At 35.5% G+C, this 17,879-nt stretch carries 17 protein-coding genes and 1 riboswitch; of the genes, 16 read left to right on the plus strand and 1 reads right to left on the minus strand.

What is annotated here, in order from left to right; genetic code table 11:
- The first annotated feature begins 107 nt into the window (after positions 1 to 107).
- From Q5O30_RS01860 to mgtE, 5 genes are all read left to right on the plus strand, one after another.
- Complete coding sequence (locus tag Q5O30_RS01860) at positions 108 to 737, plus strand: HNH endonuclease domain-containing protein (protein ID WP_302674528.1); 630 nt, start codon at positions 108 to 110, stop codon at positions 735 to 737.
- Positions 738 to 985: 248 nt separating this feature from the next.
- Positions 986 to 1,303 carry a helix-turn-helix domain-containing protein gene (locus tag Q5O30_RS01865; RefSeq protein ID WP_366459934.1) on the plus strand — a complete coding sequence of 106 codons (318 nt, stop codon included), beginning with the start codon at positions 986 to 988 and terminating at the stop codon, positions 1,301 to 1,303.
- Between the two features lie 72 nt (positions 1,304 to 1,375).
- Positions 1,376 to 1,558 (plus strand): hypothetical protein, encoded by a 183-nt coding sequence (locus tag Q5O30_RS01870; RefSeq protein WP_021952065.1) that lies wholly within the window; start codon positions 1,376 to 1,378, stop codon positions 1,556 to 1,558.
- 15 nt (positions 1,559 to 1,573) lie between these two features.
- Positions 1,574 to 3,292 carry an adenine deaminase gene (gene ade, locus Q5O30_RS01875; protein ID WP_021952066.1) on the plus strand — a complete coding sequence of 573 codons (1,719 nt, stop codon included), beginning with the start codon at positions 1,574 to 1,576 and terminating at the stop codon, positions 3,290 to 3,292.
- Between the two features lie 330 nt (positions 3,293 to 3,622).
- On the plus strand, positions 3,623 to 5,017 hold the full coding sequence (gene mgtE, locus Q5O30_RS01880; RefSeq protein WP_021952067.1) for a magnesium transporter: 1,395 nt from the start codon (positions 3,623 to 3,625) through the stop codon (positions 5,015 to 5,017).
- 174 nt (positions 5,018 to 5,191) lie between these two features.
- Here the strand turns inward: mgtE and Q5O30_RS01885 are convergent, their stop codons facing one another.
- On the minus strand, positions 5,192 to 7,126 hold the full coding sequence (locus tag Q5O30_RS01885) for a BglG family transcription antiterminator (RefSeq protein WP_021952068.1): 1,935 nt from the start codon (positions 7,124 to 7,126) through the stop codon (positions 5,192 to 5,194).
- A 295-nt stretch (positions 7,127 to 7,421) separates the two neighbouring features.
- On the opposite strand from Q5O30_RS01885, the gene Q5O30_RS01890 reads away from it, so the two are divergent.
- The 11 genes from Q5O30_RS01890 (at position 7,422) to thiD (ending at position 17,869) form a co-directional block, all read left to right on the plus strand.
- Positions 7,422 to 7,874 carry a PTS sugar transporter subunit IIA gene (locus Q5O30_RS01890; protein ID WP_021952069.1) on the plus strand — a complete coding sequence of 151 codons (453 nt, stop codon included), beginning with the start codon at positions 7,422 to 7,424 and terminating at the stop codon, positions 7,872 to 7,874.
- Between the two features lies 1 nt (position 7,875).
- A complete protein-coding gene (locus Q5O30_RS01895; protein WP_021952070.1) occupies positions 7,876 to 8,187 on the plus strand; it encodes a PTS fructose transporter subunit IIB in 312 nt (103 codons plus the stop codon).
- A gap of 33 nt (positions 8,188 to 8,220) precedes the next feature.
- Positions 8,221 to 9,330 carry a PTS fructose transporter subunit IIC gene (locus Q5O30_RS01900; RefSeq protein ID WP_021952071.1) on the plus strand — a complete coding sequence of 370 codons (1,110 nt, stop codon included), beginning with the start codon at positions 8,221 to 8,223 and terminating at the stop codon, positions 9,328 to 9,330.
- 165 nt (positions 9,331 to 9,495) lie between these two features.
- Entirely contained in the window at positions 9,496 to 12,207 is a 2,712-nt protein-coding gene (mngB, locus tag Q5O30_RS01905) for a mannosylglycerate hydrolase (RefSeq protein WP_021952072.1), read from the plus strand.
- Positions 12,208 to 13,104, plus strand: coding sequence for an ROK family protein (locus Q5O30_RS01910; RefSeq protein WP_021952073.1), 897 nt, complete (start codon positions 12,208 to 12,210; stop codon positions 13,102 to 13,104). It abuts the gene before it with no gap.
- A 413-nt stretch (positions 13,105 to 13,517) separates the two neighbouring features.
- A complete protein-coding gene (locus Q5O30_RS01915; protein ID WP_302669402.1) occupies positions 13,518 to 13,667 on the plus strand; it encodes a hypothetical protein in 150 nt (49 codons plus the stop codon).
- A gap of 32 nt (positions 13,668 to 13,699) precedes the next feature.
- Positions 13,700 to 14,017, plus strand: a complete 318-nt coding sequence (locus Q5O30_RS01920) for a helix-turn-helix transcriptional regulator (protein ID WP_118590116.1) — start codon at positions 13,700 to 13,702, stop codon at positions 14,015 to 14,017.
- A complete protein-coding gene (locus tag Q5O30_RS01925) occupies positions 14,002 to 15,312 on the plus strand; it encodes an MATE family efflux transporter (RefSeq protein WP_021952075.1) in 1,311 nt (436 codons plus the stop codon). Before Q5O30_RS01920 ends, Q5O30_RS01925 begins: the two co-directional genes overlap by 16 nt.
- Before the next feature lie 47 nt (positions 15,313 to 15,359).
- Positions 15,360 to 15,466, plus strand: a riboswitch (TPP riboswitch).
- A gap of 57 nt (positions 15,467 to 15,523) precedes the next feature.
- Positions 15,524 to 16,345, plus strand: a complete 822-nt coding sequence (thiM, locus tag Q5O30_RS01930; RefSeq protein WP_021952076.1) for a hydroxyethylthiazole kinase — start codon at positions 15,524 to 15,526, stop codon at positions 16,343 to 16,345.
- Positions 16,332 to 16,979 (plus strand): thiamine phosphate synthase, encoded by a 648-nt coding sequence (thiE, locus tag Q5O30_RS01935; RefSeq protein ID WP_021952077.1) that lies wholly within the window; start codon positions 16,332 to 16,334, stop codon positions 16,977 to 16,979. Before thiM ends, thiE begins: the two co-directional genes overlap by 14 nt.
- 98 nt (positions 16,980 to 17,077) lie before the next feature.
- On the plus strand, positions 17,078 to 17,869 hold the full coding sequence (gene thiD / locus Q5O30_RS01940; protein WP_021952078.1) for a bifunctional hydroxymethylpyrimidine kinase/phosphomethylpyrimidine kinase: 792 nt from the start codon (positions 17,078 to 17,080) through the stop codon (positions 17,867 to 17,869).
- Positions 17,870 to 17,879 lie beyond the last annotated feature (10 nt).

Here is a 17,879-nt window from a genome sequence, read left to right on the forward strand (position 1 = left end):
TTAAGGGAAATGATACTTTGTGGAATAATAAGAAACACCTGATAACATATTTCGATATGGTGGATAAAAAAGAATGTCTACCATATAAAATAGAAGAGGGTACAGGATTGAACAAAAAAATCATAATAAATAACTCTTGGAGAAACTTTTTCATTGATAATATGGTAACAATTCGTGGCTGGATTAAGATGAAAAAATTAAAATATCTTCAGGACAGAAATCCCGGTGTGCCTGGCATTATATATAAGTTGGAGCCTGAAAAGGATAAAAAACGCAGGCTTGAAAAAGCCCGAAAGCTTTGGGATTGTGTAATGGAAATAAATGGCGGCGAGTTTAGTGACATTTATTCTAACGATCCCCTTAATGGCGAATACGATATTGACCACTTTATCCCCTGGTCTTACGTGGCAAATGACGAGCTTTGGAATTTGGTTCCTGTTAAGGGAAAACTTAATTCTGCCAAAAACAACAGACTTCCCCAATGGGAAAACTACTACGGGGGCTTTGCTCACCGGCAATATCTGTTAAATAGAACAGTTCATAGTAATGAATATGCAGGGCGGCTTTTTAACGATTGTAAAAGATATAATCTTAATTCAATATGGCCTTTAGACGAATTGTACATAGAAGGGATTGAACCGGATAATTTTAGTCAGGTTCTTTATAAAAGACTACATCCCATTTATGAATCAGCATTAACTCAGGGATACAGCGTGTGGGAAAATAAAATCAGTTAATGGGAGGAAGGCATAATGTTTGACACGGGAAATGGTTTAATAGAAATAAAATCAACCCCGCCATTCCCGGCAAGAATAGCTTTTTGTTACGGACCATTAAGAGAAGAAATTGAATTTTTTCAGGAAAAATAATGGATAAAGCCTCTTCATACTTTTTAGTATGGGAGGCTTAATTATCTTGTAAAAAAAATAATTATTGTTATAATAATAGATAAAATATTATCCAATATTGCCTAAAATCAAAGGAAATGGATAAAATATTATCCATAAAGGAGAAGGACAACTTGATGCAAAATTATATATGGGAAACCCCTGAAGAAATTAATTTGAAAATTGCAGACAGACTTAAGAATATAAGGAAAAGGCGTCGTATTTCCCAAAAAAAACTTTCTGAAATCAGTGGAGTAAGCTATGGCTCCATAAAACGTTTTGAAACCACAGGGCAGATTTCACTGCTAAGTTTAACAAGAATAGCAACGGCATTGGATGTGGTTAATGAATTAAGGGAAATATTTTCACAGGTTCCATACAAAAACATTCAGGAGGTAATTAATGAAAACAAGTGAAATAATAAATGTATTTTATAATGAACGTCCTGTTGGAACCTTAGCACTTGGCGGTTTAGCCCGGCATATGATTTGACCTATAGCAATACCTACTATGGAGAGCATACTACAACGGTAGCAGGGAATGGCAGAAATCCGGGAATAAAGGAATTAACAGAAGTAGGTGTTAATGCCGGTTTGAAAAAACAATATTGTGAAGAGGTAGCAGGGAAAATAAGAGGTTTAGTGGAAGAAATGTTAAACAATTATATATAAAGAGGAGAAGATTATATGCATGATAACATCAAAAAAAGAATCAACATTGCCGCAAAAAGACAGCCGGCAGACCTGGTAATAAAAAACTGCAAAATAGTTAATGTGTTTACCCACGAAATTATTGAAGGAGACATTGCTATTTCAGACGGGAAAATAGCAGCAGTGGGAAATTACAGTGGAGAAAAAGAAGTGGATGCAGAAGGCAGATATGCCCTACCGGGATTTATTAACAGTCATATTCACATTGAATCATCCTTTGTTTCTCCGGAAGAGTTCAGCCGTTTGGTAGTACCTCACGGAACTACCACCATTATTGCAGACCCTCACGAAATAGTGAATGTATGTGGTATGGACGGCTTTGATTATATGGTAAAGGCAGGGGAAAATGCAGCCCTTAATATTAAATACATGCTTCCATCCTGCGTGCCATGTACACCATGGGAACATGCAGGAGCAGTTGTGGATTCAAAGGCTATTAGTGAAGTTATTAATCAGGATAAAGTATTTGGCATGGGAGAGTTTATGAACACTGTGGGAGTAATAAACACAGATTCAGAAGTCATTGAAAAAATCAGTCTTTGTCATCAGGCAGGAAAGCTGATAGACGGTCACTCTCCGGGGCTTAAAGGGGATGATTTGTCTGCTTATGTTACAGCAGGAATACATACAGACCACGAAAGCGGTTCCTTGGAGGAACTTAAGGAGAGACTTAGAAATGGAATGTACGTTATGCTACGTTATGGTTCTGCCTGTAGAGAGCTTCCTATGTTGCTTAAAGGGGTAAATGAACAAAATTCCAGACGTTGCATTCTTTGTGCCGATGATTTACAGCCAGTGACAATTTTTGAAAAGGGAGATATGGACGAAAAACTTCGTATATGCGTTGAAAATGGAATTGACCCTATTACAGCTGTGCAGATGGCAACTCTTAATGCAGCGGAATGTTTCCACTTAGATGACCGGGGAGCCATTGCACCAAACAAAAAAGCAGATATTGTTTTAGTGGATGATTTGGAAAAATTCAAAATTGACAAGGTTTGGATTGAAGGAAATCTGGTGGCAGATAAGGGCAACTATTTGGCAGACACAAAGCATATTGGAATCCAAAAGGTGGCAGGAAGTGTTAAAGTAAAAGATTTTTCCATTGACAAACTAAAAATGCATTTAGAATCTGACAAGGCTACGGTAATAGGAATTTTGCCGGATAGCGTTGTTACAAAGAAAAAGGTAATGAAAATTAATCGTGGGGAAGATGGAGATTTTAAGTTTGATAAAAATATTGATGTGGCAAAGGTGGCAGTAGTTGAGCGACACCAAATGACAGGCAACGTGGCAACGGCACTTATAGAAGGTTATGGAATAAAGACAGGAGCCATTGCAGTAACAGTGGCACATGATTCTCACAACATAATTGTAGTAGGAACTAATAATGAAGATATGGCATTTGCAGTATCTAAGTTAATAGAATTAGAAGGCGGCATTGTTGTGGTAGATGGCGGAGAGGTTTTAGAATCCATGCCTCTTCCAATAGCAGGATTAATGAGCGATAAAAACGGTGAGTGGGTTAGGGATAAATTAACAAAAATTCATAATATTGCTTATGATAGGCTTAAGGTAAATCCTAATGTAGAACCAACCATGACATTGTGCTTTATGTCATTACCGGTTATACCGGAAGTAAAAATAACGGATATAGGACTGTTTGATGTAGTGGAACAAAAGTTTATAAAATAGTGAAAAAAAAATTACGTTAGGTTGAAAAAGAAAATTCAGAGTGTTAAACTCTAATAGTAAAAAAGTTAACGGAGGTGAGTTTCATGGATAGTTGCGATAGTATTAGGCTATATAGTAGCTGTGGTATTAAATTAATGAACAATAAAAAGTGGCTGTCTGTGAAATTGGGTTAGTTACTTTTTATTCATATGTCTTTTTATACACCACGGGGAATTATAGCATACATCACAACATGTAACTGTAGGTTCCACTTTAAGTGGTGTATTTTTTGTGTGCAAAAATAAAATCATATAGATGAGTGGTTATATGCACAAAAGTAAGGAGGCATAAATGAAAACAAGAAAATTTGAAAAAAAGAACTATGTTAAAGAGCTTGTAGCTTTAATGAGAAGCACATTGCCTGAAAAAGAACTGGCAAAAAGAATTGACAACTACCATTACAATGATATTGCAGAGGCTTTAACATGCCTTACTGAAAATGAAAGAAAACATATATATAGGATTTTAGGGGCAAAGCATGTTGCAGAGATTTTCACCTATATTGATGATATAGAAAAATATTTTAATGAATTAACATTAGAAAAAGCAGTAAAAGTAATATCATTAATGGATTCCGATGATGCAGTTGATTTAATAGAAAGTCTTGATGAAAATAAAAGGGAAAAAATTTTAAAGCATCTTGATGAAAATCTAAAGGAAGATGTGCAAAAGATTATGTCCTATAGCGAGGATGAAATCGGAAGCCGCATTACAACTAATTATATATGCATTCACAATCATTTAACTATTGGGGAGGCAACTAAGGAACTTTTAAAACAGGCAGGAGACAACGACAATATTTCCACAATTTATGTTGTTGATGATAATGAAAAATATTTTGGGGCAATTGATTTAAAAGATATGATTCTTGCAAGAAAGGACGATAAATTAATTGAAATAATCAGCCAGTCATATCCGTATCTTCTTGAACATGACCTGATAGATGAGTGTATGGACAAGATTGTGGAGTATTCAGAGGATTCAATACCGGTGCTTAAGATTACCGGAGAAATAGTAGGTGTAATTACTTCAGACGACATTGTAGAATTAGTTGATGATGAAATGGGAGAAGATTACGCTAAGTTAGGTGGTCTTACAGCGGAAGAAGATTTGAAAGAGCCGGTTATTGAAAGCAGTAAAAAAAGGCTTCCATGGCTGATTATATTGTTATTTTTAGGTATGGCGGTATCATCAGTGGTGGGAATGTTTGAATCAGTAGTGGCAGTTTTACCGATAGTTATATGCTTCCAGTCTCTGGTGCTCGATATGGCAGGAAACGTTGGAACCCAGTCCCTTGCAGTAACTATCAGGGTGTTAATGGATGAACAGCTGACAGGGAAGCAAAAACTTACGCTATTGGTTAAGGAAGTAAGAGTGGGATTTCTTAACGGCTCCATTTTAGGAATAATGTCACTGGCATTTTTAGGTGTATACATTCATGTTTTTAAGCATTATGCATGGGGCAGTGCATTTTTAATATCAGCATGTGTGGGAGTATCCCTTTTAGTTGCCATGGTTATATCAAGTATTGTGGGAACTGCAATACCAATGATTTTTCACAAAATTAAAATTGACCCGGCAGTTGCATCAGGCCCTTTGATTACCACCGTAAATGATTTAGTGGCAGTGGTAACATACTACGGACTGGCTTTAATATTCCTTATAAATATTTTTAATCTTGTTTAATAAAATACAGGTATTTGCCAAAAGATATGTTATAATTAAAGTATCAGTTCTGCTTCATGTGAAAGGCATTGATTGTAGTTATTATTACGAGGGATATACAACTTATAAAACAGAAGAATTATAGAAAATACCCGGATATAGTTATTTAGTCGCTATATCCGGGTATTTTTAACTTTAATCTATACTTATGCCATCGTAGAGCACATCCATAAATTCCTCATAGGTTTGGGAATTTATAATTTTTTGCTGTAGCTTGCTATCACTGATTATTTCAATAAAAATATCATATAAATGTTCAAAATCCGTTTGCTCACCCTGTTTTATTACCAGCATAAACACAATTTGAATCATGTTGCTTTCGTTCCATTTAATAGGATTGTCTAACAGAGCCACCACAACCTTGGTATCTGTAGCACATAATTCCATAGGGTGTGGAAGGGCAAAAACGTCATTCATATTTGTTTTGCCAATTTCCTCACGTTTTAGTACGGAATCAATAAAACGCTCGTCTACAATACCTTTGTCGTAAGTTTTCTGATACATGGTTCTTATAACGTCTTCCTTGGTGGTATTGCCTTTAAGCCGCATAAACAAATCCTTATCAAAAAAGTGCTCAAACATCTGAAGACGTTTATGAAGCATCTTAGACAAATGTCTGTTGATAGATTCCACATCTTTATTGTTTAAAGCGAAATCAACCATAACTGACGGAAGAAGGTTATTATCTAAAGTAATAGTTGTAATAACAAAATCAATATCTTCCACATCTTCCTTAGTGTAGCTTGAATATTCATTATAGGACAAACACTTTACAATATTAATTTTGTCCGGAAAAACTATGTTAAGTCTTGTTTCAAGCATTCGTGTAGTTGCATGACCGCTGCCACAAACAAGAATAACATTTTTCTTTTTCTGGGATTTATAATAACATCTCTCAATGGCAGCTCCAATATAAACTGAAACATAGCCTACATCATCTTCCTTTAAAACATAAGGCTCAAAAACAAAAGTTTTGGCAATTGCAGTAAGAGTAATCTCATATTCTAAAGGATAATTGGTCTTTATGGTTTCAAGCAAAGGATTATTACTGTTTAGATCATAAAGTTTACTGGTAAAAATAGACTTAAGATGCCTAAACAAATCCGCACACAAAATTTCGTCATTTCTTAAGTCAAAATTAAAATCAGTATAAATAACCTCAAGCATCTGATTAATGGAATCCCGAAGCTTCTCATCGTCAATATAAGTAATATCTAAATGAGTATTGGCAATAAGCTGGAGATACATATAATTCTTTTCACTTTGAGACAGAATAATATCGTATTTTTCCTCAATTTCCCGGCATAATCCGTTAATCAATCCCATAATAGAAGAATCCGGTGTTATATTATACAGGTTAATATAATGATTACCAAGAACACGGGTTGTCATTAATGCAAGATGAATAATAATATTTTTCATATTATAATCACTGGTTTTTACAAAATGACTATTTAACTGGTCAATGGTAATTTTTCTAAGCCAGTCCAAATCAATGTTACTAAAAATAGAACGTTCTTCCTTGGTAAAGGAAGTGACATATTCATTAAAGTTAGCGGACAGTATATATTCCACATATAACTTTCTGATTCTGTCCTCGGAACCAATGATTTTTACACCGGAGCTTGGTTTTGTAATGTATTCCAAATCATACTTATTAACAATATTTTTAATAGTCTTTATATATTTATTTAAAGTATTTTTTGAAATAAATACAGTTTCCGAAAGCTCATCCATAGATACATAATCCTCAGAGGACAACAATTCATTAAGTATATATTTAATACGCTCCTCAGAAGTATCAATATTCATTTTTTTATCATCACTGTGTTCAAAGGTTTTTAGAAAATCTGAATATTTTTCATCATCAGTTATTTCTATATAATATCCGTAATTTCTCTTAAGTTTAACCAAAGCTCCACAAGCAGACAAAGTATCATTAATTTCCAAAATGTCATTGCGGATAGTTCGGTCGGTAATGTTTAGCAATGACTGGAGACTGCTTACAGGAGTATATTCGTTTTTCCTAATATGATTGAACATCATGTTTAAACGTTTGTGTTGAAACATATATCCTCTCTCCTATTAAAAAGTAATAATGTCTGATATTTAATTCACGCCTTATTTATATATAACATAGTATAGAATATTTAACTAAAAAGAGCAAAGTCAAAAATTTCCGTTTTGAAACGGAAATGTGATACAACAATTGCACATTATTTCCACTTTGAAACGGAAATACCGGATTTTTAATTGTAATGATTTCCGTTTTCAATTGGAAATCGTATGAATTGAAATGGAAATGCCGGTGGATTATGATATAGCCATAGTAACAAAGAAAAGCACATAGAGAAGGGAAAAAAGAATGATTAGAGAAGAATATATTTTTTTAGATGTTGATGTAGCATCCAAGGAACAGTTACTTGACTTTGTAAGCGAAAAAGCATTGAAAATGGGAATTACAGACAACAAGGAAGGCTTAAAGAGTGATTTCTTAAAAAGAGAAGCTGAGTATTCTACAGGACTTCAGAATGAATTTGCAATTCCTCATGCAAAGTCAGAATACGCAAAAGAAACAGCAGTATTTTTTGTAAAATGCAAAAATCCATTAGATTGGGAAACAATGGACGACACAAAAGTGAAATATGTGTTTGCCTTAATAGTTCCTACTGAGAAGGCAGGAAATGAACACTTAATAATGATTTCAAAATTGGCAACAAGTTTGTTAGAAGACGAATTTAAAGACACAGTTAAGTCTTCAACAGACAAGTCAATGTTAAAGGAATATATATTAAAAATCATGAAGGAGGATAATTAAGATGAAGATCGTTGGAATTTCAGCATGTCCGGCAGGACTTGCACACACACCAATGGCAGCAAAGGCATTGGAGAAGGCAGGACAGGCATTAGGATATGACGTAAAAATGGAACAGCAGGGCAGCATGGGTCAGGTAAATACAATTACTGATGAAGAAGCAAAGGCAGCAGATTTGGTAATCATTGCATCAGACCAGAAAATCGTTGGCATGGAACGTTTCGCCGGCAAGAAAGTTATCCGTGTTGATATAAACATTTGTATCAAGGCACCGGAAGCTGTACTTAAAAAATGTGTAGCAGCAGTTAGCAAATAAAAATTAATAATAAATAAAAAAGGAGATTAAGAAATGAAACAGTTTTTTAAAGACGCTAAAGGTCATTTGATGACAGGTATCGGCTACATGCTTCCACTTATTATCGGAGCATCATTAGTAGTTGCAATACCAAAGCTTATTGCATTATGTTTTGGTATCACTTCATTAGATCCATATGCAGATGGAACAGGAATCTGGCATATAATGAAGTTAATTGAAAATGTAGGTTGGACAGGTATTGGAATGGTTAATACAGTATTAGCAGGATTTATTGCTTACAGTATTGCAGATAAGCCGGCAATTGGTGCAGGTTTAATCGGTGGTGCAGTTGCATCAAATACTTACGCAGGATTCTTAGGTGCTGTAATTGCAGCTTTTATTGCAGGTTATTCAGTAAAATGGGCTAAGAAGCACATTAAGTTACCACAGTCAATGAATTCTGTAATGCCACTGGTTGTTTGTCCTTTAATAGCAACAGGATTAGTTGCAATAATTATGGGTGTTATATTGGCAACACCATTAGCAGCAATAAACACATGGCTTGTAAACTGGATTAGTTCAATGTGCCAGAACCAGAGCTCACAGTTAGTAATGGCATTAATCCTTGGAGCAATGATTGCCTGCGATATGGGTGGCCCAATCAACAAGTCAGCATGGATGGCAGGAAACGCATTAATGGCAGAAGGAATTTATCAGCCAAACGTATTTATCAACGCAGCAATTTGTATGCCACCACTTGCATACGCTATTGCAACAGTAATCAGAAAGAAGAGATTCTCAGCAGAATTTAGAGAGACAGGTAAATCAAACTGGGCAATGGGATTTGTAGGAATTACAGAAGGAGCTATTCCTTTCACACTTGTAAAACCTCAGTTCTTAATTCCAATTAACATGTTTGGTGCAGCTATTGGTACAGCTGTAATTGCTCTTTTAGGTGGAAAAGGTGACATCCCTCCTGTTGGTGGAATTTACGGATTCGTATCAGTAACACATGGATGGGCTTACCTTATAGGTATTTTAGTAGGAGCATTAATCATCGCTTTCCTTGCAACATTAGTGGTTGACTTTAACGAAGGAGACGAAGGAAAGTCAGAAGACGTTGATATTGATGAAATTGAAATATCTTTTGAAGATGTTAAATAGTAAAAAATAATATATTATGGCGTGGTATCAAAAGTAAATTTTGTCACTCATAAGTTTATAAGTATTACAACAAATTAATAACTCAGTTAATGGGCAGGGGCTAAGTTTTTGCCCCTGCCTGTTTTAAAATTATTTACTTTAAAATAAATAAGGAAAGGAATTGAAATGAAAAGAAAGATACATGTAGTACCACATTCACATTGGGATAGAGAATGGTATTTTACCACATCAAGATCAAAAGTATATCTTATGAAGGATTTGGGAGATGTTCTTGATACATTAGAAAGTGACCCTGAATTTAAGTATTTTATGGTTGATGCCCAGGGCTCATTATTAGATGATTATATAAAGTGGAGACCACAGGATAAAGAGCGCATTACAAAGCTTGTGAAAATGGGAAAACTGGTTATAGGTCCTTGGTATACCCAGACAGACCAGTTGGTTATTTCAGGAGAAAGCATTGTAAGAAATATGTATTACGGAATGAAGCGTTGCGAAAGCTTTGGAAAATACATGAATGTAGGTTATGTGCCGGATTCTTTTGGACAGTCAGGAAACATGCCGCAGATTTACAGGGAATTTGGCATTGAAGATACATTATTCTGGCGTGGTGTTAGTGATGACATGGTTGAACACACTGATTTCAACTGGAAAGGTGATGACGGCAGCGTGGTATTTACAACACAGATTCCTTTCGGTTATTATATTGGTGGAAAGATTCCGGAAGATCCGAAGGAAAATGATGAATTTTGGGAGAAAGAGTGTCTTGAAAAAGCAGGTGGACGTAGTGCTACAAGACATATATATTTCCCTAACGGATTTGATCAGGCACCTATCCGTACCAATCTTCCACAGCTTATAAAGGAAAGAAACGAGAAAGATCCTGAGAACGAGTATGTTATCAGCTGTATTGAAGATTATATTAAGGATGTTAAAAGTGAAAAGCCGGAATTGGAGGAAGTACAGGGCGAGTTAGTTATTGCAAAGCATATGAGAATACACAAGTCAATTTTCTCATCCCGTTCAGACCTTAAGGTTATGAACACTCAGATTCAAAATTATGTTACAAATGTAATGGAGCCTTTACTTACAATTTCTTATAACTTAGGAAATGAATATCCTCACGAGGCAGTGGCAGAAATCTGGAAGCTGTTATTTGAAAATTCAGCTCATGATTCAATTGGTTCATGTATTTCCGATACAGCCAACGAAGATGTTTATGTAAGGTATAAGCAGGCAAGAGATATTGCCATAAATCTTGTGGAACTTCATTCAAGATTAATTGCAACTAATGTTAAAAACAGTGCAGATATGACATTTACATTAATCAATACATTACCACAGAAACGTGAAGATACAGTTATTGTTAAAACTTATGTTCCAGGTGGAAAATTTGCAATTGTTGATGAAAAGGGAAATAATGTAGATTATACAATTATTCAGTCAAGAGATTTAACGGATTATGTTTTATCCCAGATTATTACTATTGACCCGTCAAGAAAATTCTACATTCCTGACCATGTTTTTGAAGTTACAATGGCAATTAAGGCTAATGATGTGCCGGCTCTTGGATATGTACAGTACAGTGTTGACACAGAAAAAGACAGCCATAAGGAAATGGAAGAGAAGTCAGTTCTTGAAAATGAATATTACACAATTGAAGTGGAAAAGGACGGCTCACTTACAATAGTAGATAAGGAAAATAATGTAACATACAAAAATCAGGGAATATTGGTTGAAAATGGTGACGACGGAGACAGCTTTAACTACTCACCACCAAGAAAAGATTTGGAAGTATTTTCAAATGAATCAGAGTCTTCTGTAAAAATTAGCGGAAGTGATGTTTACAGTCAGGCAGTTATTCATTTTGACATGGTTGTTCCTGAAAATCTTGAAGAGAGAGCAGAGGGAAAAGTCAGCGTAACAATGCCTGTTGATATGACAGTTGCCTTAAGAAAAGGCTCAAAGGTTATTGATTTCAATGTTAAGGTTGATAACAAAGGTCTTTCCCACAGATTATGTGTAGTATTTGACAGCCAGATAGTTTCTGCATTTAACTATGCAGACCAGCAGTTTGGACTTATTAAACGTCCTAATTACTACGAAAAAGAAATGAAACTGTATATGGAATCAATGAATAATAGGTCTGAAAAGAAGACAGGAATACAGGAACTTGCCAACTGGGCAAATGACCAGTCTACATGGCAGGAGCCACCTATTAGCATTGAACCTACACAGTCATATGTATCTCTTACTGATGGAAAAACAGGCGTTGCAGTTATTCCACAGGGAGTGCGTGAGTACGAAGTATTAGATGACAGCAAAATAAGATTAACATTGTTTAGAACCTATGGATTTATGGGTAAGGAGAATCTTATATATCGTCCGGGACGTGCTAGTGGAGAGAGAATTATTGAAACACCGGCAGCTCAGTTGTTAAAGCAAATGGAATTTAACTTTGGATTTACAACTTATGCAGGAGATATTAACGACGCTGATATTGATACACTGGCAAAACAGTACGATACAAATATGGAAGTGTACACATATGCTGAGTTCTTAAATGGCAGACTTATTTTCTCACAAAGAGAAATTGAAGGAAAGAATGATATTGTTCACAGCCTGTTTGAAACTGAAGGAAATCTTGTGGTATCAGCTATTAAAAAGGCAGAAGAAGATGATGGATATATTATTCGTCTTTACAATGGAAAAGACCATAGGAATTTAGATGATAAAATTAAGTTCAATTTTGATGTAAAAGAGGCATATTATACTAACTTAAGAGAAGAAAAGACAGAGGCTATCAAGGTTGAAAATAACACAATTTCAGTAAAGGAATTGTCACACTGTAAGTTTGTGACAATATGGGTGAAATAAATGAAGTATGCGGTAGCAATCGATATTGGAGGAACCAATACAAGAGTTGCCCTAATAGATGAAGAGTTAAATATTATCAGTAGAGAGCAGTTCTCTACTGATAATAAGGAACCGGAAAATACACTTAATGAAATAAGTCACATTATCAAATCCTTTGATAAGGATATTGTAGGTGTTGGAATGTCATGTCCGGGACCTCTTGATTTAATAAATGGAAAGGTTTTGACACCGCCTAATCTTAATGGTAAGTGGCATAATCTTGAAATTTCAAAGGTGTTAAGTGAGAAAATCGGTAAGCCTGTTTACTTAGATAACGATGCTAATTTGGCAGGATTGGCTGAAGCAGTAGTTGGTGAGGGAAAGGATTGTAATATTGTGCAGTATTTAACTGTATCTACAGGACTTGGCGCCGGCTTTGTTATTAACAAAGAGGTTTATTTAGGTGCCCATGGTTTTGCCAACGAAGTGGCAAATAGTATTATGATTCAGGACGGTCCAAGCCACGGAAACATTCTTCCGGGAGGAATTGAGGCAATTAGCAGTGGAACAGCCATTACTGAAAGAGCCAAAAAGGCAGGACTTTTAGTTAAACATGCCGGAGAAGTTAATGATTTGGCATTGTCAGGAAATGAAGTGGCAGCAGGAATAATGAAGGACGCAAAAAATTATCTTGCTAACTTTATTGCTTTAATATATGGTTTCGCTGACCCGGATATCGTAATATTAGGTGGCTCTGTTGCCCTTAAGATTGATGGATTTGTGGAAGAAATAGAAGCTTTGGTTAAGAAAAAAGTTTACGGAGTAATGAAGCCATATATAAAGGTTAGAAAATCCACATTAAATGAAGATTCAGGTTTAATTGGCGCAGGCTATCTCGCCTTTTCAAAACAAAAATAGACGGAAACTTTTCAAGGTAAAATAGAAATAAGCTTTTCAAAACAAAAATAGACGGAAAGACAAAAGAACAAAAAGAGCGTTATGTTGGCATGAAACACATTGGTGGGACGTGTTGGCGTAAGGCTCTTTTTTGATATGTAAGTAATGGGATTATTAATTTATAAGACATGGAAAATTTCTTGAACCAGGAAATTGATGGATTTATGGTTAAATCCTGGTAGGAATCGCCCCTTCCCCGGGTGAGACCAAGGAAATTAATAATTTCACAGAAAAGTCCTGAAAGAATTGAAACTTAACCGTAATCAATTACTCCAAATTGCGAGACAGAACTTGCAAATAAATCGATTATCTTTATAATAAAAGAGATTGTTGTGCAAATAAAAATGCAACAAATAGAAAATATGTAAATTTCATTGATACTGAAAATACACAGAAAAACATCAGAAACTAAGATTGAAATTATAAAGAGGATTACTATTATGAAGAAGATTATATTGGCAATTATTTGTATTGCGTTATTGGGAACAGCTATATTTGGAGTTGTAAAGGGGCAGAAAAAATAGGTGTATCACCATGGGCAGATACATTGCATAAAATGATTGCGTTTATTCAGTTTAACTATAAAGAACCTATTAAGTTAGAAGAAATAGCTGAAGCAGGCAATGTTAGCAGAAGCCAGTGTTGCAAAATTTTTAAAGAAATAATAAATAGAAGTCCTAATGATTACCTGGTAGAATACAGGATAGACAAAAGCATTGATTTAATTATGAAAACAGATATGAAAATGACGGAAATAGCCTATGAATGTGGATTTAATGGCTCAAGTTATTTTGCGGAAACCTTTAAGAAAATAGTGGGAGTAAGTCCCAGAGAATACAAAAATAAAGAGAAGAAGAAATGTACTACGATTTAACTAAAGGAAAAATATATAAAAGTCTTCTGCTTTTTGCGTTGCCGATGATAGCAGGAAATCTTTTGCAGCAATTTTATAATATAGCAGACACCCTGATAGTAGGTCAGGTTTTAGGAAAAGCAGCGTTAGCGGCGGTAGGTTCTGCATATACCCTGATGACTTTTTTAACATCAATATTTTTAGGACTAAGTATGGGTTCCGGAGCACTTTTTTCTATTTATCAGGGTAAAGGCGAGGATAAGTTGCTTAAATTGTCAATAATTCATGCATTTGTGCTTATTATGTTAATAACCGTGATTTTAAATGTGGCAGTATATGTAGGAATTGACGGAATAATGCACTTTTTAAGAACTCCGGAGGATGTTTACGAAGGAATGAGGACATATTTAATAATTATTTTTTCAGGGCTTTTTGCCACATCCCTTTATAACTTCTTTTCATGTCTTTTAAGGGCACTGGGAAATTCTACGGCACCTTTAGTTTTTCTTGCAGTTTCAGCGGTTCTTAATATAGGTCTTGATTTGCTGTTTGTTATGGTATTGTCCATGGGAATAGGAGGGGCAGCATTTGCTACGGTTATTTCCCAGTATGTATCAGGTGTTGGTATAACAATTTATGTGTTGAAAACAAGAAGAGATCTTTATCCTGAAAGAAGTCAGCTTCATTTTAACAAAAATATACTTAAGGAAATTGCCAATTTGTCCTGTTTAACATGTCTTCAGCAATCAGTTATGAATTTTGGTATATTAATGGTTCAGGGATTGGTAAATAGCTTTGGAACAACTATTATGGCGGCATTTGCGGCAGCAGTTAAAATAGATACATTTGCATATCTGCCGGTACAGGATTTCGGCAATGCCTACTCAACATTTGTTGCACAAAACTATGGTGCAGGGAATAAAGACAGAATAAGAAAAGGTACTAAGGCAGCATTTATAATGAGTATTTCCTTTAGCATTGTCATATCCCTTTTAGTGTGGATTTTTGCCAAGCCTCTTATGCATATTTTTATCAGCAAAAAAGAAGTTATGGTTATTGCAGCAGGTATAAAATATTTAAGAATAGAAGGGGCATTTTATTTTGGCATAGGCTGTCTGTTTCTATTATATGGGTATTATAGGGCAATTAAAAAGGTGGAAATGTCAGTTGTTCTTACGGTAATATCTCTAGGTACAAGAGTTGCATTAGCATATATTCTGTCTCCATTTATAGGGGAAATCGGAATATGGATGGCAATTCCTATTGGATGGGCGCTGGCGGATATAACGGGAATTATATATATGAAAAGGAAATAAAACTTATTGAAATATCTTCCAAATAGATATACAATAGTACCGGACAAATTTAATAGCAGGGGAGCTTGTAGGCAGGCTGAGAGGAAGTAATCAACTTCGACCCTTTAACCTGATTTGGATAATGCCAACGTAGGGAATATAAAAGGATTCATTACGGATAAGCCAGGTTAGGTTTGTCCGTTTTATTTTATAAAAATATCAGGAGGAAAAGATGTTTAAGGAATGTATTGAAAATGTAAGAAAAAATGTACCTTTAGTACATAACATTACAAATTACGTAACTGTAAACGATGTGGCAAATGTATTGTTAGCCTGTGGCGGAAGTCCCATCATGTCAGATGACATTGATGATGTAGAGGATATTACCTCTATATGTGGAGGACTTAACATTAACATTGGAACTCTTAACAAAAACACAATACCTTCAATGTTTGCAGCAGGAAAGAAAGCAAACGAATTAGGTCATGTTACATTGTTAGACCCTGTTGGAGCAGGCGCAAGTAAGCTTAGAACAGAAACAGCCAACAAGTTAATTGAAGAGGTTAAGTTTGATGTTATTAGAGGAAATATTTCTGAAATTAAAACTTTGATGTTAGGAAGCGGAAGCACAAAGGGTGTAGATGCTGACGTGGCAGATAAAGTTACAGAAGATAACATAGACGAAACAATAGCTAAGTTAAAGGCTTTTTCAAAGGCTACAGGAAGCATTATTGCCGTTACAGGAGCAATTGATTTAGTATGTGACAGTGATAAGTGCTATGTTATAAGAAACGGAAGACCGGAAATGAGTGCCATCACAGGAACAGGCTGTCAGTTATCAGGAATGATGACAGCATTTGTAGTTGCTAACAAGAATAACAAACTTGAGGCAGCAGCTGCAGCAGTATGTGCCATGGGGGTAGCAGGAGAAATCGGCTACGGAAGAATGGTAGAAGGTGACGGAAATTCAACTTACAGAAACAGAATAATTGATGCTATTTACAACATGGATGGAGAAGTATTAGAAAAAGGAGCAAAATATGAAATCAGGTAATACAACACCGGAAGAATTATTGCTTTATGCCGTAACCGACAGAGCATGGTTAAATGGCGAAACACTTTATGAACAGGTTGAAAAAGCATTAAAAGGCGGAGCAACTTTTGTTCAGTTAAGAGAGAAAAAATTAGATGAGGAAAGTTTTTTACAGGAAGCCATTGAAATAAAGGAATTATGTAAGAAGTATAAGGTTCCTTTTGTTATAAATGACAATGTGGACATTGCATTAAAAATGGATGCAGATGGCGTGCATGTAGGACAAAGTGACATGGAAGCCGGAGATGTAAGAAAAAAAATCGGTAATGACAAAATAATCGGTGTGTCAGCTCAAACAGTGGAGCAGGCAATAAAAGCCAGAGAGAGAGGCGCTGATTACTTAGGAGTAGGAGCAGTATTCCCTACAGGCTCAAAGGATGATGCAGAGGATGTATCTTACGATACATTAAAGGCAATTTGTCAGGCAGTAGATATTCCGGTTATTGCCATTGGAGGCATTACAAAGGATAATGTAAAAGAGTTATCCGGTAGCGGAATATGCGGCATTGCTGTAATTAGTGCGATATTTGCTCAGAAAAATATTGAAGAAGCAACAGCAGAACTTAAAGAAAAAACTTTAGAAATGATTAAATAAAGAAAACAAAGCGGCAAATTGGGGGCACCACCTTTTACCGCTATATAAAACGATAGATTAAAACTATTGACCATAGGAAAAAGCAAGGAGGAAAGAAAATGAATACAGCATTAACAATTGCGGGAAGCGATTCTTGTGGAGGCGCCGGAATACAGGCAGATATAAAGACAATGACAGCTAATGGTGTTTATGCCATGAGTGCCATTACAGCTTTAACTGCACAAAATACCACCGGCGTATCAGATATTTATGAGGTAAGTCCTGAATTTTTAGAGGCACAGCTAAAGGCTATTTTTGAGGATATTACACCGGATGCAATTAAGATAGGTATGGTATCTTCCGGTGAACTTATTAAAACCATAGCCTGTAACTTGAAAAAATACAATGGAAAAAACATTGTTTTAGACCCGGTAATGGTGGCAACTAGTGGAGCTAAATTAATTAGCGATGATGCAATTGCAACATTAAAGGAATACCTTATACCATTAGCCACAGTGATTACGCCAAATATTCCGGAAGCGGAAGTATTGTCGGAAATGACTATTAGCAATGAGGAAGACATGATTAAGGCAGCAGCATATATTAGTGAAAAATATAACTGCTCCGTATTATGCAAGGGAGGTCATAGCATAAATGACGCCAACGATTTGTTATATAGCAACGGGGAATACAAGTGGTTTTACGGAAAAAGAATTAATAATCCAAATACTCACGGAACAGGATGCACTCTTTCTAGTGCCATTGCCTCAAATCTGGCAAAAGGCAGAGATTTAGATGAGTCAGTAGAAAAAGCAAAAGCTTACATTTCAGGAGCATTGGCTGCAATGCTTGATTTAGGAAAAGGCAGTGGACCTATGAACCACGCATTTGCAATTAAAGGCGAATACTAAAATATAAAGG

This window comes from Eubacterium sp. CAG:161 (genome assembly GCF_000432355.1).
GTDB lineage: Bacteria > Bacillota > Clostridia > Lachnospirales > Lachnospiraceae > Eubacterium_G > Eubacterium_G segne.

Bases quoted from the DNA above. Each gene is read 5' to 3' on its own strand.
- Q5O30_RS01925 (WP_021952075.1), top strand. From the start codon at position 14,002: ATGTACTACGATTTAACTAAAGGAAAAATATATAAAAGTCTTCTGCTT.
- Q5O30_RS01900 (WP_021952071.1), top strand. From the start codon at position 8,221: ATGAAACAGTTTTTTAAAGACGCTAAAGGTCATTTGATGACAGGTATC.
- Q5O30_RS01865 (WP_366459934.1), top strand. From the start codon at position 986: ATGGATAAAATATTATCCATAAAGGAGAAGGACAACTTGATGCAAAAT.
- thiE (WP_021952077.1), top strand. From the start codon at position 16,332: ATGAAATCAGGTAATACAACACCGGAAGAATTATTGCTTTATGCCGTA.
- Q5O30_RS01890 (WP_021952069.1), top strand. From the start codon at position 7,422: ATGATTAGAGAAGAATATATTTTTTTAGATGTTGATGTAGCATCCAAG.
- ade (WP_021952066.1), top strand. From the start codon at position 1,574: ATGCATGATAACATCAAAAAAAGAATCAACATTGCCGCAAAAAGACAG.
- Q5O30_RS01910 (WP_021952073.1), top strand. From the start codon at position 12,208: ATGAAGTATGCGGTAGCAATCGATATTGGAGGAACCAATACAAGAGTT.
- Q5O30_RS01895 (WP_021952070.1), top strand. From the start codon at position 7,876: ATGAAGATCGTTGGAATTTCAGCATGTCCGGCAGGACTTGCACACACA.
- thiM (WP_021952076.1), top strand. From the start codon at position 15,524: ATGTTTAAGGAATGTATTGAAAATGTAAGAAAAAATGTACCTTTAGTA.
- mngB (WP_021952072.1), top strand. From the start codon at position 9,496: ATGAAAAGAAAGATACATGTAGTACCACATTCACATTGGGATAGAGAA.
- thiD (WP_021952078.1), top strand. From the start codon at position 17,078: ATGAATACAGCATTAACAATTGCGGGAAGCGATTCTTGTGGAGGCGCC.
- Q5O30_RS01885 (WP_021952068.1), bottom strand. From the start codon at position 7,126: ATGTTTCAACACAAACGTTTAAACATGATGTTCAATCATATTAGGAAA.
- Q5O30_RS01920 (WP_118590116.1), top strand. From the start codon at position 13,700: ATGATTGCGTTTATTCAGTTTAACTATAAAGAACCTATTAAGTTAGAA.
- mgtE (WP_021952067.1), top strand. From the start codon at position 3,623: ATGAAAACAAGAAAATTTGAAAAAAAGAACTATGTTAAAGAGCTTGTA.